General features: G+C 37.0%; 25 protein-coding genes and 2 other annotated features. All 25 genes read right to left on the bottom strand.

Features of this window, described 5'->3' with window-relative positions:
* Positions 1 to 120 precede the first annotated feature (120 nt).
* The 25 genes from FFM59_RS02195 to FFM59_RS02080 all read right to left on the bottom strand — a co-directional run bounded on the left by FFM59_RS02195 (position 121) and on the right by FFM59_RS02080 (position 22,954).
* Positions 121 to 957 carry a MetQ/NlpA family ABC transporter substrate-binding protein gene (locus FFM59_RS02195; RefSeq protein WP_137601431.1) on the bottom strand — a complete coding sequence of 279 codons (837 nt, stop codon included), beginning with the start codon at positions 955 to 957 and terminating at the stop codon, positions 121 to 123.
* Positions 958 to 1,208: 251 nt separating this feature from the next.
* Positions 1,209 to 1,467 (bottom strand) — a binding site (T-box leader).
* Positions 1,468 to 1,571: 104 nt separating this feature from the next.
* Positions 1,572 to 2,006 carry a VOC family protein gene (locus FFM59_RS02190; protein ID WP_137601430.1) on the bottom strand — a complete coding sequence of 145 codons (435 nt, stop codon included), beginning with the start codon at positions 2,004 to 2,006 and terminating at the stop codon, positions 1,572 to 1,574.
* A gap of 110 nt (positions 2,007 to 2,116) precedes the next feature.
* Complete coding sequence (locus tag FFM59_RS02185) at positions 2,117 to 3,208, bottom strand: iron-containing alcohol dehydrogenase family protein (RefSeq protein ID WP_137601429.1); 1,092 nt, start codon at positions 3,206 to 3,208, stop codon at positions 2,117 to 2,119.
* Positions 3,209 to 3,386: 178 nt separating this feature from the next.
* Complete coding sequence (locus tag FFM59_RS09995) at positions 3,387 to 3,539, bottom strand: hypothetical protein (protein ID WP_170175904.1); 153 nt, start codon at positions 3,537 to 3,539, stop codon at positions 3,387 to 3,389.
* Between the two features lie 58 nt (positions 3,540 to 3,597).
* Positions 3,598 to 4,452 carry a transporter substrate-binding domain-containing protein gene (locus FFM59_RS02180; protein WP_137601428.1) on the bottom strand — a complete coding sequence of 285 codons (855 nt, stop codon included), beginning with the start codon at positions 4,450 to 4,452 and terminating at the stop codon, positions 3,598 to 3,600.
* 283 nt (positions 4,453 to 4,735) lie between these two features.
* Positions 4,736 to 5,473: an amino acid ABC transporter ATP-binding protein gene (locus tag FFM59_RS02175; RefSeq protein ID WP_137601427.1), complete on the bottom strand. Its 738-nt coding sequence runs from the start codon at positions 5,471 to 5,473 to the stop codon at positions 4,736 to 4,738.
* On the bottom strand, positions 5,466 to 6,155 hold the full coding sequence (locus tag FFM59_RS02170) for an amino acid ABC transporter permease (RefSeq protein WP_137601426.1): 690 nt from the start codon (positions 6,153 to 6,155) through the stop codon (positions 5,466 to 5,468). The genes FFM59_RS02175 and FFM59_RS02170 overlap by 8 nt, the downstream gene beginning before the upstream one ends.
* Positions 6,136 to 6,795 (bottom strand): amino acid ABC transporter permease, encoded by a 660-nt coding sequence (locus FFM59_RS02165; RefSeq protein WP_137601425.1) that lies wholly within the window; start codon positions 6,793 to 6,795, stop codon positions 6,136 to 6,138. The genes FFM59_RS02170 and FFM59_RS02165 overlap by 20 nt, the downstream gene beginning before the upstream one ends.
* Before the next feature lie 88 nt (positions 6,796 to 6,883).
* Complete coding sequence (locus FFM59_RS02160; RefSeq protein WP_137601424.1) at positions 6,884 to 7,813, bottom strand: glutathione S-transferase C-terminal domain-containing protein; 930 nt, start codon at positions 7,811 to 7,813, stop codon at positions 6,884 to 6,886.
* 167 nt (positions 7,814 to 7,980) lie between these two features.
* Positions 7,981 to 9,279 carry an O-acetylhomoserine aminocarboxypropyltransferase/cysteine synthase family protein gene (locus FFM59_RS02155; RefSeq protein ID WP_137601423.1) on the bottom strand — a complete coding sequence of 433 codons (1,299 nt, stop codon included), beginning with the start codon at positions 9,277 to 9,279 and terminating at the stop codon, positions 7,981 to 7,983.
* 55 nt (positions 9,280 to 9,334) lie between these two features.
* Positions 9,335 to 10,519 carry a trans-sulfuration enzyme family protein gene (locus FFM59_RS02150; protein ID WP_137601422.1) on the bottom strand — a complete coding sequence of 395 codons (1,185 nt, stop codon included), beginning with the start codon at positions 10,517 to 10,519 and terminating at the stop codon, positions 9,335 to 9,337.
* A gap of 78 nt (positions 10,520 to 10,597) precedes the next feature.
* Positions 10,598 to 10,868: a binding site (T-box leader), on the bottom strand.
* Between the two features lie 78 nt (positions 10,869 to 10,946).
* Positions 10,947 to 11,705 carry an amino acid ABC transporter ATP-binding protein gene (locus FFM59_RS02145; protein ID WP_137601421.1) on the bottom strand — a complete coding sequence of 253 codons (759 nt, stop codon included), beginning with the start codon at positions 11,703 to 11,705 and terminating at the stop codon, positions 10,947 to 10,949.
* Positions 11,702 to 12,502, bottom strand: a complete 801-nt coding sequence (locus tag FFM59_RS02140; protein ID WP_137601420.1) for an amino acid ABC transporter permease — start codon at positions 12,500 to 12,502, stop codon at positions 11,702 to 11,704. The genes FFM59_RS02145 and FFM59_RS02140 overlap by 4 nt, the downstream gene beginning before the upstream one ends.
* An 8-nt stretch (positions 12,503 to 12,510) precedes the next feature.
* A complete protein-coding gene (locus FFM59_RS02135) occupies positions 12,511 to 13,347 on the bottom strand; it encodes a transporter substrate-binding domain-containing protein (RefSeq protein WP_137601419.1) in 837 nt (278 codons plus the stop codon).
* A gap of 25 nt (positions 13,348 to 13,372) precedes the next feature.
* Positions 13,373 to 14,284 (bottom strand): glutathione S-transferase family protein, encoded by a 912-nt coding sequence (locus FFM59_RS02130; protein ID WP_371858071.1) that lies wholly within the window; start codon positions 14,282 to 14,284, stop codon positions 13,373 to 13,375.
* 154 nt (positions 14,285 to 14,438) lie between these two features.
* The gene (locus FFM59_RS02125; protein ID WP_137601417.1) at positions 14,439 to 15,437 is read right to left on the bottom strand and encodes a glutathione S-transferase C-terminal domain-containing protein; all 999 of its coding nucleotides are present in this window, start codon (positions 15,435 to 15,437) and stop codon (positions 14,439 to 14,441) included.
* A gap of 15 nt (positions 15,438 to 15,452) precedes the next feature.
* A complete protein-coding gene (locus FFM59_RS02120) occupies positions 15,453 to 15,878 on the bottom strand; it encodes a GNAT family N-acetyltransferase (protein WP_137601416.1) in 426 nt (141 codons plus the stop codon).
* A gap of 11 nt (positions 15,879 to 15,889) precedes the next feature.
* Entirely contained in the window at positions 15,890 to 17,032 is a 1,143-nt protein-coding gene (locus FFM59_RS02115) for an amidohydrolase (protein ID WP_137601415.1), read from the bottom strand.
* A 9-nt stretch (positions 17,033 to 17,041) separates the two neighbouring features.
* Positions 17,042 to 17,503 (bottom strand): GNAT family N-acetyltransferase, encoded by a 462-nt coding sequence (locus tag FFM59_RS02110; RefSeq protein ID WP_170175903.1) that lies wholly within the window; start codon positions 17,501 to 17,503, stop codon positions 17,042 to 17,044.
* A gap of 20 nt (positions 17,504 to 17,523) precedes the next feature.
* A complete protein-coding gene (locus FFM59_RS02105) occupies positions 17,524 to 18,507 on the bottom strand; it encodes a glutathione S-transferase family protein (RefSeq protein WP_137601413.1) in 984 nt (327 codons plus the stop codon).
* 553 nt (positions 18,508 to 19,060) lie between these two features.
* Positions 19,061 to 19,831: an acetoin reductase gene (locus tag FFM59_RS02100; RefSeq protein ID WP_137601412.1), complete on the bottom strand. Its 771-nt coding sequence runs from the start codon at positions 19,829 to 19,831 to the stop codon at positions 19,061 to 19,063.
* A gap of 11 nt (positions 19,832 to 19,842) precedes the next feature.
* The gene (locus tag FFM59_RS02095; protein ID WP_137601411.1) at positions 19,843 to 20,316 is read right to left on the bottom strand and encodes an S-ribosylhomocysteine lyase; all 474 of its coding nucleotides are present in this window, start codon (positions 20,314 to 20,316) and stop codon (positions 19,843 to 19,845) included.
* 19 nt (positions 20,317 to 20,335) lie between these two features.
* The gene (locus FFM59_RS02090) at positions 20,336 to 21,193 is read right to left on the bottom strand and encodes a MetQ/NlpA family ABC transporter substrate-binding protein (protein WP_137601410.1); all 858 of its coding nucleotides are present in this window, start codon (positions 21,191 to 21,193) and stop codon (positions 20,336 to 20,338) included.
* Positions 21,194 to 21,209: 16 nt separating this feature from the next.
* Entirely contained in the window at positions 21,210 to 21,881 is a 672-nt protein-coding gene (locus tag FFM59_RS02085) for a methionine ABC transporter permease (protein ID WP_137601409.1), read from the bottom strand.
* A 5-nt stretch (positions 21,882 to 21,886) separates the two neighbouring features.
* Positions 21,887 to 22,954, bottom strand: coding sequence for a methionine ABC transporter ATP-binding protein (locus FFM59_RS02080; protein ID WP_137601408.1), 1,068 nt, complete (start codon positions 22,952 to 22,954; stop codon positions 21,887 to 21,889).
* Position 22,955: the final 1 nt, after the last annotated feature.

Raw genomic sequence — 22,955 nt, 5'->3', positions numbered from 1 at the left:
AATCCGGATTCCAAAATCAATTTGTTCATCTAGCTACGATTGATTCGTTTGCTAAAAATCGTAACCATTCATCAATCTAGGCTAGAAGCTCTCAAATTGCCCGATTTTTGAATCACTATATTATTTACCCGCAATCACAACTGAACCGCCAAATGTCTTAGTGATGTAGTTTTTGATTGTTTGTGAGTGGTAATATTTGTCGAGTTGTTTAACAACCTTATCGTCTTTGTGACCTGACTTAACAACGAAGATGTTTGGATATGGATTGTTAGTTAATTTTTCGTGATAAATGGCATTACCTTTGATGGTGAGGCCAGCTGAGTATGCATAGTTCGTGTTGATGGCAGCGGCGGTAACTTCGCCAAGTTGCTTAGGCAATTGGGCAGCATCCAATTCAACAATCTTCAAGTGCTTTGGATTTGATGCAATTGTGTTCTTGGTTGCGTTTTGTCCAACACCCTTTTTAATCTTCAACACACCGGCTTTTTGGAATAGTTCCAAGGCACGTGTTTCGTTGGCTGGATCATTAGGAACGGCAATTGAATCGCCATCCTTCAAGTCATCCAAGTTCTTTAATGTGTTTGAGTAGATACCCATTGGGAAAGCCACTGTTTCAAAAGCGTTATCGAACTTGTAGCTCTTAGCTTTTTCTTGTGCTTTCAAGAATGGAATCGTTTGGTAACTGTTGGCGTCCAAATCACCTGAACTCAAGGCTGAGTTAGGCGTATTGTAATCTGAGAACACCTTGATTTTAATTTTTAAGCCATCTTTTGCAGCTAATTTTTTCACTTGTTGTGCAATTTGTTCATGTGGTCCACCGGTAACACCAATTGTGATTGATTTAGTGCTTAGTTCGTCACTTTTTGATGATTTACCACAACCTGCTAATGCTCCCAAAGTAATAAATGCAACCGCTGATAAAACAGCTAAACGTTTAAATAATTTTGCTTTTGACATATACAATTCCTCCAAAAAATTTTTAAGTTAATGACCTACTGTGATGAAAGATGTTCCTGGTTAAATAAAATGAGTGCTGGTTCGAGCTGGATTGAGTAAACGTGCTCTTCGACTCAATTCATTCCGGTTAACCCAGATAATTAGATTTCCAAGAACGAAATCATTAATTATCTACGTTAATCCTCGTGAATTATCCGAGTCGAATCGCACTCTGTCCACAAAAAAATAGCCCGTCCTACTTAAATAAATAAGTAAAGGACGAGCTAATACTCGTGGTACCACCTTAATTTGTCACTTTCTCACAAAAGTAACCTCGGTAAGTCGCAAAAGATGACGTCTCATCCATTATGACCTGGTATCGGTAACGAGCACCACTTCGGTACTGACTTAGCTTAACCTCATCAGCACTAACATTGGAGACCATCTTCAATTCATCGTCTAGCTTCCTTTCACCAACCGAAAGCTCTCTACATAGACTCAAGAATTTACTCATCTCTTCATCACGTTCTAATTAACTATTAATTTGATAACCCCAATTTTAATCAACCTTTAATGTAATGTCAATACTAAAATGTAATTTTTGCCAAATTGAAGTTATTTTGCACAAAGCAAGCTTATTTGATGACTAACATTTCATTATCGTCAAACTCCCAATCCGGTCCGAACGCTAATTCCCAATAATATCCATCTGGATCAGTAAAGTAGCCACTGTACCCACCCCAATCAGCCTGCGTCGGTTCCTTAATAATCTTCCCACCAGCTTGCAGAACCAGTTGAAACATTGCATCAACTTCTGCTTCCGACTTGCCATTTGCCGCTAAAGTAATGCCATAAAAGCCGCCATTACTTAATGCCGGTGGATTTACTTCATTGATATCCTTTGCTAAATCATTAATTGGAAATAATTCTAACTTGCTACCCTGATTATTAAAAAATACGATTGGTGGTTGATTTCCTTTTTCAAACGTCTGAAATCCAATAGCTTTATAAAAAGCCAATGAACGTTTCATATCATGCACCCCAACACAAATAATATTAATTCGATTCATCCCATTATCCCCATTTCAATTTATTACCGTCATTATACAAATTTTGTCGACACGAAAGTTAATAAAAACGCCTCTGACGATGGGCTCGACAGGGACGTTTATTAAATTGTTTAGGCAGTTTGTTTAGCGACTACTTCCATTTTTAGCATGGCAACTTTAACTAGTTGTGCACTAACTTCCATTGGCATGAAGTGAATCATTTTTTCTTCAGTCGTTGCCTCAGTAGCCAAAGCGTCAATATCTTCATCGCTAAAATCAGGTAAGTTTAATTCAGCAAAATTGGTTGGAACACCCATCTCACGGAACATTGGTAGTAGTTCATTAAATGAATCTAGCTTATCTTCCATCATTAGAAGCACCAAAATTCCATAGCCAACTTTTTCACCATGTAACAAGTTACCCGTTTGAGGATATAACGTCAAAGCATCATGAACTGAGTGGGCACCCGTAGCGCGGCCATATTCATCGCCCCAGCCACCAACAGTTCCAGCAGTCACAATAATAGTTTCAGCAACATTACGCCAACGATGCGTTAATTCACCGTTCTTCATATCTTCAATGGCACCAAGGCCATCGCGTAACAGCACTTCTTTACAATTAATAGCATTCTGACGCGACATCATCAGAGCCACCGTGAATTCTTCCGGTTTTAAATTATCAAAAATCAGTTCTGATTCATAGAATTTAGCTAACGTATCGGCAATTCCAGCCACAAAATAATTAATTGGTGAATTGAGGATTACTTTAGGATTCAAAAGCATCAAGTTTGCAGTTTCTTTATAGATTTGATGATCGATATGTTCACCATTTTCCTTATAATGTACGCTCAAAGCTGACCAGGGTGCACAGTTGCTGGCCAATGTTGGCATCAAAACAAGATACAGGTGTGTACCAGTAGTTGCACTCTTGGCAGTATCCAAAACTTTCCCTCCGCCAAGGCCAATCACCATTTGAACATCGTTTTCTTTGGCAATTGCTTTGATTCGATCAATCTCATCATATGAACATTCACCGCTAAATGGGACATCCGTCACATCAAAGTTTTTCGATAAATCTGGTAAATAAGGTGCAGCTGCTGCTAATGACTTGTCACCATGTAAGAATAACACGCGTTTAACCCCGAGTTCTTCCGCAAAAGTTGGTAAGACATCATACGCCTCGTTATCAGAAATATATCGTTGTGGTCCACTTTGTGACATCATAATTGATCGTCCCCTTTTCTATGTGTACTTAAAATAAATTACTATGTCTAATTAAAGATATAAGAACAATAGTAGCACCATCAACTTAATTTTTCAAATCAAATTTTAATCTTCTCTTAATAATGTAAAGAATACAAAAAAAAGCTAACCCAATGACGGTTAGCTTAATTTGATACATTTATCTCAGTGTTGTTAACTTAATTTCTTCGTTGAATAACAGGTTAATTGCCAATTGATCATCAGCAGATAACGGTTCAACATTTTCACCATAGGTACTGTCAGCCACATACAAGCTGGCTTGCTTAAAGTAATTCAATAGTTTTTGTAACATATTGATATCCTCCGGTCTGAAATGAAATTAATTTTCCAAAATAGGTATTTTCATCACTCTATTTACTAAAATCATAGTCCTTTGCCAAGACGATGTCACTAGCCTTGATGTCTGAACCAAAGTATTGTTTCAAGTTATTCTTGTAGTCTGTTTCAAAGAAACCATCTTTAGTTAACTTCTTAACTTCTTTATTAGTCCAGTTCAACAGGCTAGTATTACCCTTTTTGATACCTGGTGCAATGTATTGGCTAGGTCCAAGAGTCTTGATCCCAACTTCATAGTTCTTGTGGTTCTTAACCCATGCGAACAAGTATGAGTTGTCGTCTGCTAAGGCAGAAGCACGGCCATTCTTCAAAGCATTAAATTGTTGTGTCTTTGAATCGTATTTTTGAACAGTGATATTCTTCTTGCTTTCAAAATAAGTTTCAGCAGTTGTTCCTTTGTTAACAATCAATTTCTTACCATTCAATTGGCTTTCCTTGGTAATTGGATTACTCTTCTTTGAAACAACCCCAATGGCAACCTTCATGTATGGGTTAGCAAAATCAATGACTTGTTTCCGTTCATCAGTCACCGTAAAGTTAGCAAGCACAATATCAACTTTGTTTGAATTCAAAGCGTCCACACGGCTATCAGCATTAACTTGTACGTATTTAACTTTAACGCCTAAATCTTTACCGATTTGTTTAGCCAGAGCGATATCGTAACCTTTACGAGTTCCTGCTTTATTAACCCAACCGTATGGTGGTAAATCACCAAATACAGCTACTTTAATAGTTCCGCGTTTCTTGATGGCACTGACTGATGAATTGTTCGTATCAGCATGTGCGGTAGCAGTTGCGGCGGGTAAAACTGAAATCAACGTGAACGCCGTCGCGATTGCTAGAACGAACTTAAATAATTTTTTCTTCATTTGTAATTCCTCCAAAGGTTTTCAATGATTAATGATGTTGCTAGTTTACTAAATACAAAATTGTCACTCAATTGCTTACACTTTGAGAGTTCTTAAATGAGACACTCAAAGCAGATATGACTAATAGTGGATATTCACACACTGTTCTTAATCGTGCTCATCTCCACAAACAGTTCGCCTAACTTAATTATCAATTTTCCAAACTACGGAATATCAATAATTTTCGTTGGTAACTCGCTGTCTGAACGTGGAGATTCACACACTGTTTGAAATCACGTACTATTTAGAAATCCATGCTTTCCAAAAATTCTTTAGCACGATCAGTTTGTGGGTTATCAAAGAATTGCGACCCACTGGACTCTTCAACAATTGAGCCGTTTTCCAAAAACAGTACTTTATCTGCAATTTGTTTGGCAAAATTCATTTCATGAGTCACGACAATCATGGTCATATCTTGTTTGGCTAACCCTAAGATAACTTCCAGCACCCCGCGGACCATTTCAGGATCGAGCGAAGCCGTTACCTCATCAAACAACATGAATTCAGGATTCAGAGTCAACGCTCGCACAATCGCAATTCGTTGTTTCTGGCCGCCTGACAATTGACGAGGATATGTATCCTTATAATCCGCCAAATCGACTGTTTCTAATAAATCAGTGGCCTGTTTAACCACTTCATCACGATTACGTTTCTGGACCTTTAAAGGTCCTAATAAGATATTATCTAAAACCGTTAGGTTAGGAAACAGTTCATAACTTTGGAATACCATGCCAATTTTTTGACGAATTGGGAGCCACGCTTTAAACTTCGAATCAATAACTTGTCCATCAAATTCGATTTGCCCAGCTTGGAAATCTTCCAGCCCATTCAAAGTTCGAATGAGTGTACTTTTACCCGAGCCAGAAGGACCCAATAACACGGTCACACTACCTTTATCTACCGTGAAATTAATATCCTTCAGTGCTTGTTTTTCCCCATAGTTTTTACTGAGGTGGTTGACCGCTAGTAATTGCTCAGCCATTTTGAATTGCTGCCTCCTTTCGTGCCATATGTTTTTCCCATAGCGATAATGGATAACATAGGATGAAATATAAAATAAAAATCAAGCCATAGACCCAAAATGCACCATTTTGATACTGTTGTTGGTTGGCTTCAATGATTTGCTGTCCCACGTTAATCACGTCCATCACAGAAATCAGCAGGAGCAATGATGTCGTTTTGATGACCCGACTCGTTAGATTAATCGTCGCTGGAATCATCAGCTTCAATGACTGCGGCAACGTTATGTATCTAAATAACTGGACAGGATTTAACCCAATTGCTTTGCCAGCATCTGTTTGATGCTTAGGTACTGAAATGAGCCCGCTACGAACAATGTCACTCATTTCGGCAGCCATCCACAACGCGAAGACCAAGGTTGCCACAACTTCAGCACTTAAATTCAAATTGAAGTTTTTCGGTAAAATATAATAGAACAAAAATAACAAAACAACCGTTGGTACAATCCGGAAAAACTCCAAGTAAATTCTTAATATGAAGCGCACAATCCGGCTTTTAGTCGTTCGCAATGCCCCTAAGATAATTCCGAGAATCGCCCCCAGAATAATCGCAACAAATGCAATTTCTGCTGAAACCAACAGGCCATGCAACAAACGCACGAAATTAGATCCTTCAAAAAATATATTAATTCCCGAATGCGACACGACGAGTCCTCCTTTCGAGCCAAGTCAATAAAATGGAAAGTGGAATCAAGATAATAGCATAAGCAATTACTAAGATAAACAGGGATTCATCGGTATGATAATACATCCCAATTTGGTCCAGTGCTGTATTGGTCAACTCAGGAATCGCGATTACTGTAAAGATTGACGTTTCCTTTATCAGAAAAATCACGTTGGCAGCAATTGCTGGAATACTGGTTAGAATTCCCTGCGGTAAAATCACATATCGCGCCAACTGTGCATTTGACAGCCCAATCGCTTTCCCGTTCTCTACCTGAACTTTTTCCACTCCATTGAAGCCACCAAGAAACGCTTCGGCCATGTAACTTCCACCTAACAGTGTTAATCCTACTACTCCACTAACTTCTGCTGAAATTTTGAACCCAACTTCGGGTAACGCATAGTAGATAAAGAACAGCTGAATCAGCAATGGCGTATTGCGAAAAAGTTCAATATAAATATCGCCAATTCTTTTAGCCACTGGCACTTTAAAATATGAAATTAAACTGACAATAATGCCCACAATTATTGATCCGATAATTCCATACAACGACAGCCGTAATGTAATCCAAAATGCTTTTGCAAATATCGGAATACTTTGTTGGATAACTATCCAACTCATGACTTCACCTCCTTTAATCATTTAATACTAATCAAGTGTAATGTACCGCAGCGATACACGCAAACTATCATTCCCATGAGTTGATAATTTATGCTTCTTCCCACTTTGCCAAATCAATTCCAAATGGAACAACTCTTTCAAAAGTCTCCACTTCAGATTCATCGATTCGATAAAAATGGTCAAAAATTGCGTCAAAATCTGTATTCTGTTTAAAGGCCGGAATTTGATACAATCGTTTCGCGTATTCCCATAGATTTACAAAATCTATCAATCTCTTTGCACTTAATTTGTTCTGATAATAATAAACAATATCGAACCTAACTAGTGACACAAATAATCGAACATCCGATTGTGTGAGTCGGTCTCCAAAAAGATATTTTCTTGTTTCCAGTCGTTGATTTAATTCTGCTAGCGTATCAAAAAAATCGTTGGCTAGTTGATTATATTCATCTTGAGATGAGACTTGTAAAATTTTGCCAGGAGCTTGGGCAATCTTTTCTACAATCACTTGATCAAGAACATGTACTTCTTCACGAATGTCTTTTGGTGATAAATCAATCCCATTAGTCACTTGTGTTTGCCAATTCTCTGCAAATTCATTTGTTAAAGTATCAAAGTTATTGCTGACTACTTCACCATTATTTAAGTCAATTAATGTTGGAACTCCTGCTTTACCGGTATAACCAGGCTGTGTCTTTTCATAGCTTTCTGATAACTTAGTTGTCTTCAAAATTTGATCTACGGCACCATCAGCATGGTAAAACCAATCCGCGCCTCTCCCTTGACGTCGTAACGAGTCAACATTAGAAGATGAAATTTGATTGTCTAATCCCAGTAGCGATAATTCAATTTTTACTGGTGTAGCCCAAGGACAAAATGCTCCCCATACCAAATGATATCTGTCTGATTCTACTTTTAAGTCGGTGTCATTAAAATGTCTATCAATACTAATTGATTCAACTTCTTCAATTTTGTTAGTCTGTGGATGCCATTCACAAGCCAAATTCTCATTTGCCATAGTCACTATCTCCCGAAGTTTTTATTTTGTTCAATCGCCTGTAACGTAATATCTAATTGCACATTGGCACTCAATGATTCAAAACCGTCAAATGAACTGCCATTTACCGTATACAAACTTGCTATTTTAAAATATGCAATAATTTTTTTATCATGAGTGCCTCCTGACTAACTAAATGCCTTTGTAATGGCTGTGTCCAAATCATTAATCAAATCATCAACATCTTCCAATCCAATCGATAAACGAATCGTTTGATTGTTCAATTGGTGCTTTGAGCGAATAGATTGTGGTACTTCACGATGAGTCGTTCTTCCTGGATTAACAATTAAGGATTTCGCATCCCCAATGTTGGGTAAGTAACTAAAAATTTGTACGTTATCAATTAACTTAGCAATATTTGTTTCATCACCTTTAAGTTCAAACGATAAAATTGACCCAACGCCCTTTGGAAAATACTTCGCAACTAATGGATTGCTTGCCTCCGTACCTGAGTAAAATAATGATTCAACATGCTCGTTGCTCTCTAAGAACTTAGCGATGGCGACAGTACTGGCGACCTGCTTATTAAGTCGTTCCGAAATTGTTTCTAAACCTAGTAGGACAAAATATGCATCGGTTGGCCCTAACACCGAGCCTAGTAAGCGGACAAATTTTGATCTAATCCGATTAATGAACGCCGCATTCCCGAATTTAGAAAGATAACTATTTTTTTCACCTGACTCTTCATCCCCCAAGATGAATTCGTCTTCTTCAAATTGTGGAAACTTTCCATTGGCCCAATCAAAATTTCCATGATCAACTATCAAGCCAGACAAGGCATTCCCGTGTCCGTTGATTCCCTTGGTGGAAGAATAAACATCGATATCAGCTCCATGTTCAAATGGTCGTAACAAATATGGAGTGGGGAAAGTATTATCCACAATCAATGGAATTTTGGCTGCATGTGCAATTTTAGCTAGTTCTTCTAAATCAGAAATTTCTGTACTTGGATTCGCAACACTTTCAACATAAATTGCTTTAGTGTCTTCTTGAATTAATGATTTGATGGTCGCAAAGTCATTGACGTCGTCGACTAAATCAAAATTAATTCCATACTTTGGAAAGAAGTTTCTAAATTCATCTAAGCTAGAACCATAGATATTGGTTGGTGCAATTACTCGTCCACCGCCTTCGGCCACATTTAGAATGGTAAATGAGATAGCCGACATGCCAGAGCCTACCGCGACTGCATCAATACCGCCCTCCAAGGCAGCAATTCGTTGTTCTAACACGTGAACGGTTGGATTGCCGTCCCGGGAATAATCAAAACGGTCGGGTAATTTACCGGCCACAATTTGATTCGCTACATCTGTATTTGATAATCCAAACGCTGCCGTTTGGTAAATTGGAACTGACGAAGCAAACTGATGCTCTTCTGGTTTATAACCTGCATGAACTCTTAATGTATCAAAACTATCTTTTGCCAAAATATTTCACTCCGTTTTCTATGTTTATAAAAGTAGATTGCGCATCCACATTTAATTAAATTGCGTCACGATTAATTGATTGCACGTTGTTTGACTTAGTTGCAATGGTTAGTGATTGTTGAATATCGCCTAATAAGTCTTCAACATCTTCAATTCCGACGGACAATCGAACAAGTTGTGGGGTAATCCCAGCAGCTAAACGTTCCTTTGGTGGTAATTCTGCATGACTCATTTCATAAGGTAATTCAGCTAAGCTTTCAACCGCTCCCAAACTGACCGCTAAGCGAATTAATTGTAAATTGTTAACAAACTCCGTGGCATCTACGTCTTCATTCAATTCAAATGACAGCACTCCACCGAAACCATCATTTTCTTGTGAAGCAATTTCATAATCACGTGTGCCTTTAATGCCTGGATAATGAATCGTATCAACCTGACCAGATTCATTTAGGAAATCGATAATTTTACACGCATTTTCTTGTTGTCGATCCATCCGGATTGATAATGTTTGAATGCCGCGACGAACCAAATTGGCATTCTCTGGTGACAGCACACCACCTAAGGCATTTTGTACAAAATAGATTTGTTTACCAATCGTTTCATTTTTAGTCACGACCAAGCCAGCGATTACATCAGAATGTCCACCAAGGTATTTAGTTGCTGAATGAACGACAATATCTGCACCTAAATCAAGTGGTTGCTGTAAGTATGGTGTCAAAAAGGTGTTATCGACAATTGTTAATAAATCATGTGCTTGCGCAATATTGGCAATTGCCCGAACACTGGTCACTTGAAGCAATGGATTAGTGACGGGTTCAAAGTAAATTGCTTTAGTATTGTCTTGGATTGCTGCTTCCACTTCAGCATTCACTTTGGTGTCAACCGAAGTAAATTCAATGCCGCGAACCTCAAAATATTCTTTAATCAAACGATACGTACCACCATAAATTTGATTACCAATAATGATATGATCACCAGGTTCAAAAATTGATAATGCAGCGTGGATAGCTGCCATTCCTGAGGCAAATGCATAACCATTTGATCCATGTTCTAGTGAAGCAATTTGTTTTTCTAAATATTCACGCGTTGGATTACCTGAACGGGAATAATCCCAACGTACTTTGCCGTTAATTTCAGGATAGACATAAGTCGAAGAATTATAGACAGGCATATTAACTGCACCTGTTTGATTATCATTAATTTTTTCGCCGTGAATTAGTCGTGTATTAAAGCCTGCCATATTAAATTCCTCCAATTTTTAAAATTATTATTTATTCGTTTAAAAACAAAAAAAGCACTCCATCCCTATCTATCTCTAGACAAGGACGGAAGTGCTTTCCGTGTTACCACCTTTGTTTAAATAACCCTCGCGGATTATTCCTCTTTGGGTACTTAAATACAGTTCAATTCAGTACTTACTATAAGCGCATACCCCAACTCTATAACGGGAGTTCCCGTCATTGCTTTACTTGCGCTCAGCAACGAACTGCATTTAAGACCATCTTCGGTCATTCTCTATTATCGTCTTCCACCAACGACGACTCTCTTGAAATAGTATCCTGACGTACTCATCTTTGCACGTTTTTAATATGTTGAGACTATTATTAAATATTGGTGAGAAAATGTCAATAGTTTTTAATATAATTCAGAGTACAAAATATTATTACTTACTTCGTAACTAAACTTTTACGATTATATCTTTGTAGAAATTGTTTGGTTCGTTCGTTTTTTGAATTGTTAAACACTTGATCTGGAGTACCATCTTCAATTATTTTACCATCGTCAAAGAAAATGACTCTCGTCGCAACATCCTGAATAAATGATAATTCGTGAGAAATAATAACGACGGTTTGATCTTCATTTTTCTCTATTACTTCCTTAATTGTAGATAATACCTCATCAACTAATTCTGTATCTAATGCAGAAGTTGGTTCATCAAGTAGTAAGGTATTTGCATGCATTGCTAATGCTCTAGCAATCCCGACACGTTGTTTTTGCCCACCAGATAATTGACTTGGGTACTTATTAATATGTTCGGTTAAGTTAACATTTTCAATTTCATCTTTAGCAATTTTCTCTGCTTCCGTTCTCTTTAAATGCTTGACCGTTATTAACCCCTCTGTCACATTATCTAAAACATTTTTTTGCCTAAATAAATTAAATTGTTGAAATACCATACTCGAGTTTTGTCTGAATTGAATTTTATCTTTTACGCTAACTTTGGGTGCGACATAAGTATCATCACCAATTGTTATTTTGCCTTCATCTGGTAATTCTAACAGATTAAGGCATCGTAATAGCGTTGACTTCCCAGCACCGGATGGTCCAATTATGCCAACAACTTCACCCGTTGCAATTTCCAAATTAAAATCTTGAAAGATAGTTTGTCGGTTATACTTTTTTGTCAAATTTTCGATTTTTATCATCGCGCTACCTCACCGCTTACAATACTTTTCTTATTTCTAACAAACGGATTAAATAATCTGCTATCTTGAACCGTGTCTAATCCTAATTCGGCAGCTCTTTCAAAAATTGTTAATCTATTTTCTAATACCTTCAAGATGCGTTCTGTAATAATCGTCAAAATCCAATAGATAATTGACAAAGATAAATAAATTTCGAAGTATCGGTAATTACTACCAGCAATAATTTGTCCTTCCGCTGTTAAATCGACCACTGATGCCACAAATGCTAATGATGTGTTTTTCATTAACCCAATGAAAGCATTGCCTAATGTTGGTAGCGCAACAACCGTGGCAAACGGAATAGTAACACGTTTCAATACTTGCCATTGATTCATTCCAAGTGACCTTGCCGCCTCAATTTCACCCTTGTCTACAGATAAAAGTGCTGCCCGGATGTTTTCGGAATTGTAAGCAGATTCGTTTAATGCAAATGCTAACAATACAAATGCTAATGAAGGTATTGCATTGACACTTAAATTCGTATGTTGATAATAGTTTATATATTTTAAGACAATTGGTATCCCATAGTAAGTCAAATACAGCTGAACAATTATTGGTGTCCCTCGAATAAATGATACAAAAACTGCTGCTATTTGTGACAAAACAGGAATTTTATTAATTTTAATAACCGCCAGTAGCAATCCGATAATCAATCCAATGATCATAGATACAAAGGTTATTAATAATGTGGTTGGCAGATATTCCAAAAGTTTTGGAATTTCTGTAAATACTAGTTTGAAATCAATTAATTTTTCCATATTTACACCTATTTCTTTGGAACGTAATCACCGTAGAAGTATTTCTCACTAATTTTCTTCGCAGTCCCATTTTCTTGAATTTTTGTGATTGCTTTGTTCACTTGTTTCAACAACTTTTTACCGTCTTCTGTTTTAGAAATTAGCAAGTAACTATATGGAACAGTTGAAGATATTTGTTTTGTATCTGAAGTATCAAGATCAATTGCTTTAACGTTTGTATACTTATATGTTTTCTGATAGTTATTGTACAAAGGCTTATCAACAAGGATATAATCATATTTTCCATCTTGAACATCTTGAATTTGCTTCGAAGGGTCTTCTTGACTATAAGTAATTTTGCTTTTAGTACTTGCCGTTTTATTAAAGGTTTCAATGGCAGTTGTAAAATTGATACCAGGTGACGAAACCGTTGTCTTACCCGCAATATCTGCAAATTTACTAATTGAGTTATCATTCTTCTGAACTACAATTACGTATTCATCACTAAATATTGGCTTTGAATAATAATATTTTTTCTGTCGTTCTGCATTTGATGCGAAATTATTTGCCCCAATTTGAAATCTTCCAGAATCTAGTCCTGCTAATATTGAAGAAAATTCAGTTTTCTTAAATTCAAATTTATATTTTGGTAGTATTTTATCGACTGCTCTCAATGTGTCAATATCGTACCCTTTGATTTTACCGTTTGCCACATATGTAAATGGCTTGGGTGCTCCAGAAGTACCAACCGTAACAGTGGTCACATCACTAGCACTACTTTTAGAACATGCAGACAAGGTGAATGCTCCACCTACCAGCAATAATCCAATTCCTAATGTATATAGTATCGTCTTCTTTAATTTCATCCCTGTTTCCTACTCTCTGTTTATATTAATGTATTGGATCATCCCAAATTCTTGTATCTGGTCCTTTCGAAACAATTCCGAATGGACGATGTTGATAACCTTTTTTTATCGATTCAAAATTAGTTGTATCTCGAAATGCTGGAATTTTATATAACTCGCGTGCATATCTCCATAAATTGGTAAAATCGATTAAACGATTCCGATTAACATGAAATTCCGGATAATACGCTGCGTCAAATCTTGCCAACGTCACGTAAAGTCTGACATCAGAGTCAGTTAATCGATTTCCAAATAAAAACTTTTTGTCAGCTAATCTATCATCCAACCAATCCAAGCGCCTAAACAATTTGTCATATGCCTTTTCATACGCCTCTTGTGATTTAGCAAATCCTGCTTGATATACGGCGTTGTTAACTTCATTAAAAAGAATTGTATTTAATGCATCTATATCTTCCCTAATATCTTCAGGATAAAGATCAGGTGCATTCTTTTTATGAAATTTTTTAAAAGCTATTTCAAACTGATTGGTCAAGGTATGATAATCATTATTCACAACTTTTCCAGTTTTCGTATCTACCAATGCTGGTATTGTTGCTCGACCGTCGTATTCTGGATCACTAGCAGAATATGCTTCGGCGAGGTACTGAATGCCCAAAACAGGATCAACTCCATTATCATCTAATGAAAACTCCCATCCTTCTGGTGTTCGTTGTGGATTGACTTTACCAACACTAATAACGTCTTCCAATCCAAGCAATTTACGCACAATTGACGCTCGATTAGACCAAGGGCAAATCTCTCCCCAGATCAAGCGGTACCGATTTGGTTCTGCTTCAACTTCTCCTTCAGCATCTCCAAATTTTGTTGTAAAATGATTTCCTTGACGATTAAAAGTTCCATCTTTTAAGATTTCATGTTCATCTTCAGATGTCGAAATGTTACTTTTGATAACTTTCAATTGATTAGCATTTACTTCTCTTTTAACAGCTTTTCCAGTAGAAAAGTCAACAACACAAAATGCTGATTCATTTGAATCTTCATACTTAGCGGCTTCATCTTTCAAACTTGTTTCACTCATTTGAATCACTCTCCTATAAAAATTTATTTGCTGGTGTTTGACTTAACGATTTTTTGTTTTGAGGTTCGCTCCATAAACCTTCAAAGTCGAACTCTTTCCAGAATCTGGTATCAAAATCTTGAAAATTGTTATCATTTAATTTTTCTCGTCTAGCAATATCATGAAAATAAGTATTATTTTTAAATGCTGGTATCTCGTACAAATCTCTGGCATATCCCCAAATATTTTTGTAATCAATAATCCGATGGGGCAGTGGACCTAAGTTATGGTAATAATGTGTATCAAATCTTGCGAGAGTGACAAACAATCTGACATCAGAATCGGTAACATAATCTCCAAATAAAAATCTCTGATTTTCGAGGCGTTTTTCAATCCCATCTAATGATTCATAAAATGTGTTAACGGCCTCTGTGTAAGCTTCAATTGACTGCGCAAATTGAGCTCGGTAAACAGCGTTATTTACATTGTCGAATAAAAATGCATTATAATCGTCAATTTCATCTCTCAAATTTTCTGGATATAGTTCAGGAGCATCTTCCGATTGAAATTCTTTAAAATCTTTTTCAAAATAGTTCGTCAGCCAATGATAATCATTATTCGCAACCGTATTGCTACTAATATCTACCAGGGAAGGAACAGTGGCTCTACCATGATAGGTAGCATCTGTATTCGCATAAATTTCACTGAGATACTGAACACCCAAAATTGGGTCAACATTATTTGTATTATTTACAAATTCCCATCCATAATCTTGCTCATGTTTATTTCTACCAACAATATTGACGCTAATCGCATCTTCTAATCCAAGCAATTCTCTGACAATCGAAGCCCGGTTCGACCATTGGCATCCTTTGGCCCAAATCAAACGGTACTTACCCGCTGCAGGTACATTTCCATCCGAATCAGAAAATTTTTTTGTGAATCGATTCGCCTGCCTATGAAAATATCCTTTATCGTCAACTTCTTGATCTAATTCACTTGGACGTACAATTGGTTCAGTTTTTTCTGTCATATTTATTCCTCCAACTTAAATTATTTTTTCCATGTATATCAAATCCCTGTCTAAACCTTTATATATTCGTGTTTTTTTGTACCCTTGCTTTTCATAAAATCCTTCAGCTGAAGGTAAGCTGGTAATAACAATTTTGCTTAGTCCCACATCTTTGACCCACGCTTCTGCGCTTTCAATCAGTTTCTTTCCGTATCCCTTAGATTGAAATTTCTCGATAACACTAACTCGCTCAATTTTCCCAAACTCTTTATTAGCTAGATTCAAACGTGTTGTTCCTACGGGAATATCATTTTCATTAATTAAAATATAGTTATATTTTTTGTCATATTCTTCATCAAATTCAGACTGCTTGGGGACTTGCACGCCATCAATCTTAGTTTTTCTCCTAATATCATAAACATCTGCTAACTGCCAAATTTTATTTACACGATATATTTCCAATTAATTCACCGTTATTTTCTTAAATACTCTAATAGTTTAAAACCAATTCTGTAATACCATTCGATTGCGTATTTCAAACCAGCATCGTCCAATACCAAGTCATCGTGATGCCAATCTGTGTTCCCATGTGACCCAAAAAATACAAAAACACTTGGAATCCTTTGGCTGAAATATGCAAAATCCTCTCCAGCATTAGATGGTACGGGCTTAATAACTCTTAAAAACTTGGCACTTTCTTCCTCCACCACCTTTGTCAAATTCGAATCGTTATTAACTACATCTGGTCCCTCTTGCCAATTTATTTCCGCTTCAAGCCCAAATGCTGCTGCCTCACCATTTACAATTTCAAAAAACCTTTTTTTAGCTGTTGCTCTAGCTTCATGTGTAAATGTTCTAAGCGTCCCCTCAAACCAAGCACTCTCAGGAATTACATTCCACGTTGCACCACCTTGAACATGAGTCACGGATAATACGGCCGTTTGTTGTGGATTTTCGTTCCGACTAACTATAGTTTGTAAAGTGTTAACTGTCGTTGTTAACGCAACAATTGGATCATTACCTAAATTTGGCATGGCTGCATGTGTTCCGACACCTTGAAATGAAACAGTAAATTGATCCACCGCTGCCATTAATCCGCCGGCTGTAATTCCTACTTCTCCAACTCCATAATCTGGTTTATTATGAAATCCAATAATGGCATCCAGGTTATCAACTCCGCCGGCCTCTTTCACTTCTTGTGCACCAACATGCGTTTCCTCTGCTGGCTGAAAAACTAACCGAATCGTACCTTTTATTGAGTCCTTTTGATTTGAAATTTTGGCCGCAGCTCCCAGTAAAGATGCCATATGAAAATCATGCCCACAAGCATGCATAACGCCATTTGAAATTGAACTATATTGCAATCCAGTTTTTTCTTGAATCGGTAGTGCATCGATATCGCTTCTTAGACCAATAACTGGTCCATTTCCATTGCCTATCTCTGCAATTACACCAGTGTTTAAATCTTTTGGTGTAACAATTTTATACCCCAATTTCTGTAAATAATTTGTGATAAATTTTGTCGTTTCAAATTCCTTATCAGACAATTCTGGATGTTGATGTAAATAATGCCGTATTTCAATTGGATCTTTTATCTCTGTTACCAATGCATTCATCTCCTGAATCTAAACAATAAATCCTTCACTCTTGAACCAAGATACATCTTCCTGATTAAATATAATTAGTCCTGTATTTAATTTTCTAAAGCCTAAATTTTTATACCATTCAACTGTATCTGGATGAGTGTGCAAAACTATATTTGTTTGTTTATATCTGTCAATAATTCGTTTCATCAATAAGCTTCCCAGGTGCAGCCCTTGATATTCCACATCAACTGCAATATTGTAAACTGCCGACTGTGAAATTCCATCAGATAAAACTCGTCCACAAGCAACCAGTTTTGAATTATGATAAATGAATTCCACCCCACTTGACGCTTTAAAAGTTCTTTCTTGAAGGTTTGCATTCCCTTCATCGAGTCCGAATCCATTTAATAAATCTGCTACTCGAACATAATCTGCGCTATTTGCATCTTCTACAAATTTGAATTGTTTTGGTAAGTTGATTGTTGTATATGCTGATTTCAAATTAATTACCTTCATTCAAATTAAATGCGGATGTTCAAAGCAGGTCCAAATTTTTTTGCTCTATCATTTGGTTCTACCCACAAACTCTGATCTGGACCTTTTGGCAAAACTAAAAATTTTGATTCAGTCCCAGCTAAATGACCCGAAAGGTGATAATGAATTTTAATTGAATCAAACTCTGTGGTTTCTTTAAATGCTGGGATGGAATACAAGTCCTTCGCATAATTCCATAAATTATCATATTCACGTAGACGCTTTTTGTTACACAAAAATTTATCATAATATGCGGCATCAAACCTTGCAAGTGTTGTGTATAGCCTTACATCTGAATCTGTCAATCTGTCTCCAAATAGAAATCTTCCTTTACCAAGTCGTTCTTCCAACCAGTCCAATCTGTAAAATAATTGATCGTACGCTGCTTCATATGCTGATTGAGATTGTGCAAATCCTGCCTTGTATACTCCGTTATTTACATCGTGAAAAATAATATCATTCAAATCGTCTATATCTTCTCGTAAATCTTCAGGATACAAATCTGGCGCATCTGGCTTTTGAAATTCTTTCCATTCATTTTCAAAATAATTAGTTAATTTAAAGTAATCGTTATTGACCACCGCACCAGAATTTATATCGACAACTGCTGGAACCGTTGGTCTGTCATCAAATTCAGAATCTGCTTTTAAGTAAGCTTCAGAAATTTCATGAATTTTTAAAATTGGGTCAACTTCATTTTCATCCAGTGTAAATGCCCAATCCACATGCTCTTTTTTAGGTCTCAAAGGATCCACTTTACCGATGCTAATTACCTTATCCAATCCAAGCAGCTTAATCACAATTGCTGAACGTGTAGCCCAAGGACAAGCCGCAGACCAAATCAATCTATATTTCCCGGCTCCTACGGGTAAATCACCTTCATTTTGACCAAATGGTGTTGTAAACTCATTTGATTGTCTTTCAAATTTACCTGTTTTTGTAATTTCAATTGGTGTATTAGTTTGTGCCATGTGTAGTTCTCCCTTCAAGATAGTAAGCAAAAAAGCACTTTCGCCCAAGTATCTATTTCTAGATAAAAGGACGAAAGTGCTTTTTCGCGTTACCACCTTAATTTAAGCAACCCTCACGAATTGCTTCTCATCGGGTACTTAAATACAGTAGTGATTAAGTACTTAACTAAATCGTGTTCCAATAACCGTTCTCTCCGCCTAACTTTGTTTCATTCATAATCGTTTCGATTATTTTGAAACTTTAGTTATACTCAAGAACCAACCCGTTATTGTCGCACACTATTTGCATACCCTAACTCTGTAACGGGAGTACCCGTCACTGTCTAACTGGAAGCTCGACTGTGAAACTGCATTTAAGACCATCTTCAGAAACTTGCTACTGTTATCTTTCACCAAACGATAACTCTCTAAAAGTAGTTCGTGACTTACTCATCTCTGCACGTTGTATTATATGTTGTTTTCAAATATACTACTGTAATTTTGAATGTCAATATAATTATTAAAAATAATCTAATTATTTTTTAATTGATATTTAATTGACGTCAAATGATGTCTATAAGTAATGCATTCCACCATCAACCATCACTGATTGACCAGTGATATATTTTGCGGATGGCGAGGCAAACCAAGAAACCACTTCAGCTACATCCTCTGGTGTTCCTTCCCGGCCAAGCCCAATTTCAGTCAATACTCGAGCTTGCTGATCTGGTATCGATAATCCCTTGATTGCAGACGTCTTTTTATCAATTGCATCACGCAGCGGAGTTCGCACAACTCCAGGATTATAGGCATTAACGGTGATTTGTTCACTAGCCAACTCTTTCGATGCTGATTGCGTGAGGCCTCTAATAGCAAATTTGGAAGCAGAATAAGCACTCTGAAGGGCTGATGCCTCAACCCCAGCTAGCGAAGCGGCATTAATTATGCGGCCACCATTGCCTTGCTTCTTAAATTGAGTGGCAGCGGCTTGTATGCCCCAATAAGTCCCCTTAATGTTCACGTCAAATAATCGTTCAACATCAGTCGGCTTTGATTCAATAAAAGTATCAATAAAGCCGACACCTGCATTATTAACAAGAACTGCCAGTTCGCCAAAATCTTTAACCGCTTCGTCAATTAAATTAAAAACCTGATCACGATTCGCCACATCTAAATAATAAGCCTTAGCTTCAAATCCATTATTTCGCAAATTTTCAGCAACCCGGTCTGCCGTTTCATGATTAATATCTGCAACTGCAATAGCAAAACCATCTTTTGCTAGTCGTTTTGCAATACCTTCTCCAATTCCTTGCCCTGCACCAGTTACTACAGCCACTTTTGTCATTTTGAATCTCCTTAAATTACATTACGTTCAAACGCATCATCACTAATCCCTTCAGCTAAAATCTTCTTGGCCCATTCTTTAGCTGAAAAAAGTGAATGGTCTCGATAATTTCCACAACTATAAATATCTGTCCCTTGAACGTCTTTCCATTCAATCTTATTCGCAATATCTTCCAAGGCACCTTTAAGAGCCACAGCAACATCAGTGGTTGAATGCTCCCCCCAGGTAATCAAATGGAACCCCGTTCGGCAGCCAAATGGAGAGCAGTCAATGACTCCATCCAAACGGTCACGCAATAAACCGGCTAATAAATGTTCAATTGTATGCAACCCTGCTGTTGGAATTGCATTTTCATTTGGTTGTACCAACCGTAAATCATAATTACTAATTAAATCGCCTATTTTCCCTTTTTCCTCAGTAATTAACCGAACATATGGTGCCTTTACCTTTGTATGATCTAGTGTGAAACTTTCTACTTTTGCCATGTTAAATATCTCCTATTCTTTATTTTTCCAAATATGATAATGGTTTTTTAACTTCAATTTTTGTACCGTAATACTTGTCTTTGATATACTTTTGGATACTCTTTTCGTGATACAATTTCACCAATTTTTTGTAACTTGCATTGTTTTTATTTTTAGCAGATGTAGCTAAGATATTGATATTTTCCTTAGTGCTTTGATCAACCTTTTCGTGATAAATTGAATCTGTCAACACGTGAAGATTCCCCTCAAGTGCAACAGTATTAGAAATAAGAACTGCATCAACGTCCTTAAGCACACGTGGACCTGTAGTATCATCAATTTCTTTAAACTTCAGATTTTTAGGGTTGCTCTTAATATCATTGACTGTGCCCAGGTAGCCAAAATCATCGTTCAAGGTAATTAGCCCTGCTTTTTGTAGTAACAATAATCCACGTGCAGCTTGTGAAGGGTTATTAGCAATAGCAATTGTAGCTCCATCCGGGATATCCTTAACAGAATTGTATTTCTTTGAATAAATTCCTAGTGGTTCCAAATATGTAGTTCCTAGAGCGGCCAATTTATTCTTTTTGTTTTGTTTGTTATAGGCCAAATAGTACGTCCATGATTGGAATGCATTAACATCAACATCCCCATCAGCTGTTGCTTTATTAAGTTGGACACCATCAGTAATTTGCTTAACTTTGATTTTTAATCCTAAGTCCTTGGCTTCATCACTCTTTGCAATATGTTGCCAAATTTCAAGATCAGATCCTTGTGAGCCAATCGTAATCGTATCAGATTTAGCATTTTTACTTGAGTTGCTATAGCTATGAATTCCAAAGACCACAACCGCAATCACCACAATAATTCCAATAATCCATAAATAACTTTTCTTCATCCTAATTTCCTCTTTTCTAATATCTCTCTACTCGCCGTGCTAACCAATCGCCAAAAGTTTGAACAATAAATACCATGATTAAGATTACAATTGTTGCCGTAATCGTGATGTCATTTTCAAATCTGGCATAACCAATGCTGATGGCAACATCCCCTAAGCCGCCAGAACCGATTGCACCTGCCATCGTCGTCAAACCTATTAAACTGATAATTGTAACGATAGAAACTCGGATAATATCGCTAAGTCCCTCACGCAAATAAATACGCCAAATAATTTCCGCCGGACTTGAGCCCATCGATTCGGCCGCTTCAACTACCCCTCGATCAACATCCAATAACGCATTTTGAATCTGCCGCGCATAAAATGGGAAAATACCGAATATCAGTGGTACCAAAGAGGCAGTTGTACCGACTGTCGTACCCACCAGAAAATTGGTTAATGGTGAAATCACTGCCAATAAAATAATGAACGGAATTGACCGCAATAAGTTGACGATTTTATCTAAAATTGAATAACTCACTCGGTCTTCAAGGATGCCGCCCGGCTGAGTCACAACTAATAAAATACCTACGGCCAGTCCTAACACTCCAGCGATGACTGCCGAAAATAGTGTCATATATATTGTTTCAAAAATTGCTGAAATAAATTGTTCTTTCATTGCAATTACGTTTGGAATTAATGCTGCCATGTATCTCACTCCCCTTTCTGCTTAGCCTGTAGTAATCTAGTACGGACGCCAGCAGTTTGTAAATCTGAAATTGCACGTTCAATTGACGCCTCTTCACCCGTAATAATCGCAATCGTATATCCCACGTTTTCGCCATCTACTTGGTCGATATTTGCAAATAAAATATTGACATTCAGTTGATATTTTTGCGAAAGTTCAGAAATTAAGCCTTCCTTGCTGGCATTTCCAATGAAATTTAGATAAATTAACCGCTGATTATCACCGAGTGTTGATAAACTTGGATCTGCGGTGATTCTTTCAATCGCAGATTTAACATTGGTAGAAGTTTCCACAAAATCATTAGTGAGCGTTTCTTGCGGGTTAGTAAACACTTCAGCAACCTTTCCTCGTTCAATAATTTGCCCTTCTTCCATCACCGCAACATTATGGCAAATTCCTTTTATAACTTGCATTTCATGAGTAATCAAAACAATAGTCAATCCCAATTCAACGTTTAATTTCTTGAGTAATTCCAGGATTGAGGTCGTCGTTTTCGGATCGAGAGCACTAGTCGCTTCATCAGAAATCAAAACCTTAGGATTGTTTGCTAATGCCCTTGCAATGGCCACTCGTTGCTTCTGACCACCAGATAGTTGTGATGGATATGAGGTCGCATACTCTTCTAGTCCGACTAATTTCAATAACTCTAATGATTTACCCTCACGTTCATTTTTTGACAATTTTTGACTTAACAAAGGATATTCCACATTTCCCTGCACGGTTCGTGTTTTCATCAAATTAAAGTGTTGAAAAATCATTCCAATTGATTTTCGAGCATTTCTCAATTCCTGTGGATTAAGTCCCTGTAATTCTTGATTATCAATCGTCACCGTACCTTTTGATGGTCTCTGTAATAAATTCATTACTCTCACCAAAGTACTTTTCCCTGCACCCGAGTACCCAATAATTCCGTAGATGTCTCCTTTGTTGACATCTAAAGACACATCATCAACTGCAGCAATATCTTTTCCATCTCGTTTAAAATCAACAGATATATTTCGCAAGGAAATTAATTGTTTTGAATCTTCACTCATA

It is taken from the genome of Paucilactobacillus nenjiangensis, assembly GCF_005405445.1.
In the GTDB taxonomy this organism is placed as follows: Bacteria; Bacillota; Bacilli; order Lactobacillales; family Lactobacillaceae; genus Paucilactobacillus; species Paucilactobacillus nenjiangensis.
This window is presented reverse-complemented; position numbering and strand designations above follow the sequence as displayed.

What these genes read in the sequence shown, in the direction of transcription:
- FFM59_RS02150 (WP_137601422.1), bottom strand. Translation starts at nt 10,519, where the DNA reads ATGGCAGGCTTTAATACACGACTAATTCACGGCGAAAAAATTAATGAT.
- FFM59_RS02125 (WP_137601417.1), bottom strand. Translation starts at nt 15,437, where the DNA reads ATGACAGAAAAAACTGAACCAATTGTACGTCCAAGTGAATTAGATCAA.
- FFM59_RS02140 (WP_137601420.1), bottom strand. Translation starts at nt 12,502, where the DNA reads ATGGAAAAATTAATTGATTTCAAACTAGTATTTACAGAAATTCCAAAA.
- FFM59_RS02175 (WP_137601427.1), bottom strand. Translation starts at nt 5,473, where the DNA reads ATGGCTGAGCAATTACTAGCGGTCAACCACCTCAGTAAAAACTATGGG.
- FFM59_RS02145 (WP_137601421.1), bottom strand. Translation starts at nt 11,705, where the DNA reads ATGATAAAAATCGAAAATTTGACAAAAAAGTATAACCGACAAACTATC.
- FFM59_RS02135 (WP_137601419.1), bottom strand. Translation starts at nt 13,347, where the DNA reads ATGAAATTAAAGAAGACGATACTATATACATTAGGAATTGGATTATTG.
- FFM59_RS02090 (WP_137601410.1), bottom strand. Translation starts at nt 21,193, where the DNA reads ATGAAGAAAAGTTATTTATGGATTATTGGAATTATTGTGGTGATTGCG.
- FFM59_RS02105 (WP_137601413.1), bottom strand. Translation starts at nt 18,507, where the DNA reads ATGGCACAAACTAATACACCAATTGAAATTACAAAAACAGGTAAATTT.
- FFM59_RS09995 (WP_170175904.1), bottom strand. Translation starts at nt 3,539, where the DNA reads ATGTTACAAAAACTATTGAATTACTTTAAGCAAGCCAGCTTGTATGTG.
- FFM59_RS02100 (WP_137601412.1), bottom strand. Translation starts at nt 19,831, where the DNA reads ATGACAAAAGTGGCTGTAGTAACTGGTGCAGGGCAAGGAATTGGAGAA.
- FFM59_RS02185 (WP_137601429.1), bottom strand. Translation starts at nt 3,208, where the DNA reads ATGATGTCACAAAGTGGACCACAACGATATATTTCTGATAACGAGGCG.
- FFM59_RS02080 (WP_137601408.1), bottom strand. Translation starts at nt 22,954, where the DNA reads ATGAGTGAAGATTCAAAACAATTAATTTCCTTGCGAAATATATCTGTT.
- FFM59_RS02195 (WP_137601431.1), bottom strand. Translation starts at nt 957, where the DNA reads ATGTCAAAAGCAAAATTATTTAAACGTTTAGCTGTTTTATCAGCGGTT.
- FFM59_RS02115 (WP_137601415.1), bottom strand. Translation starts at nt 17,032, where the DNA reads ATGAATGCATTGGTAACAGAGATAAAAGATCCAATTGAAATACGGCAT.
- FFM59_RS02095 (WP_137601411.1), bottom strand. Translation starts at nt 20,316, where the DNA reads ATGGCAAAAGTAGAAAGTTTCACACTAGATCATACAAAGGTAAAGGCA.
- FFM59_RS02165 (WP_137601425.1), bottom strand. Translation starts at nt 6,795, where the DNA reads ATGAGTTGGATAGTTATCCAACAAAGTATTCCGATATTTGCAAAAGCA.
- FFM59_RS02190 (WP_137601430.1), bottom strand. Translation starts at nt 2,006, where the DNA reads ATGAATCGAATTAATATTATTTGTGTTGGGGTGCATGATATGAAACGT.
- FFM59_RS02180 (WP_137601428.1), bottom strand. Translation starts at nt 4,452, where the DNA reads ATGAAGAAAAAATTATTTAAGTTCGTTCTAGCAATCGCGACGGCGTTC.
- FFM59_RS02160 (WP_137601424.1), bottom strand. Translation starts at nt 7,813, where the DNA reads ATGGCAAATGAGAATTTGGCTTGTGAATGGCATCCACAGACTAACAAA.
- FFM59_RS02085 (WP_137601409.1), bottom strand. Translation starts at nt 21,881, where the DNA reads ATGGCAGCATTAATTCCAAACGTAATTGCAATGAAAGAACAATTTATT.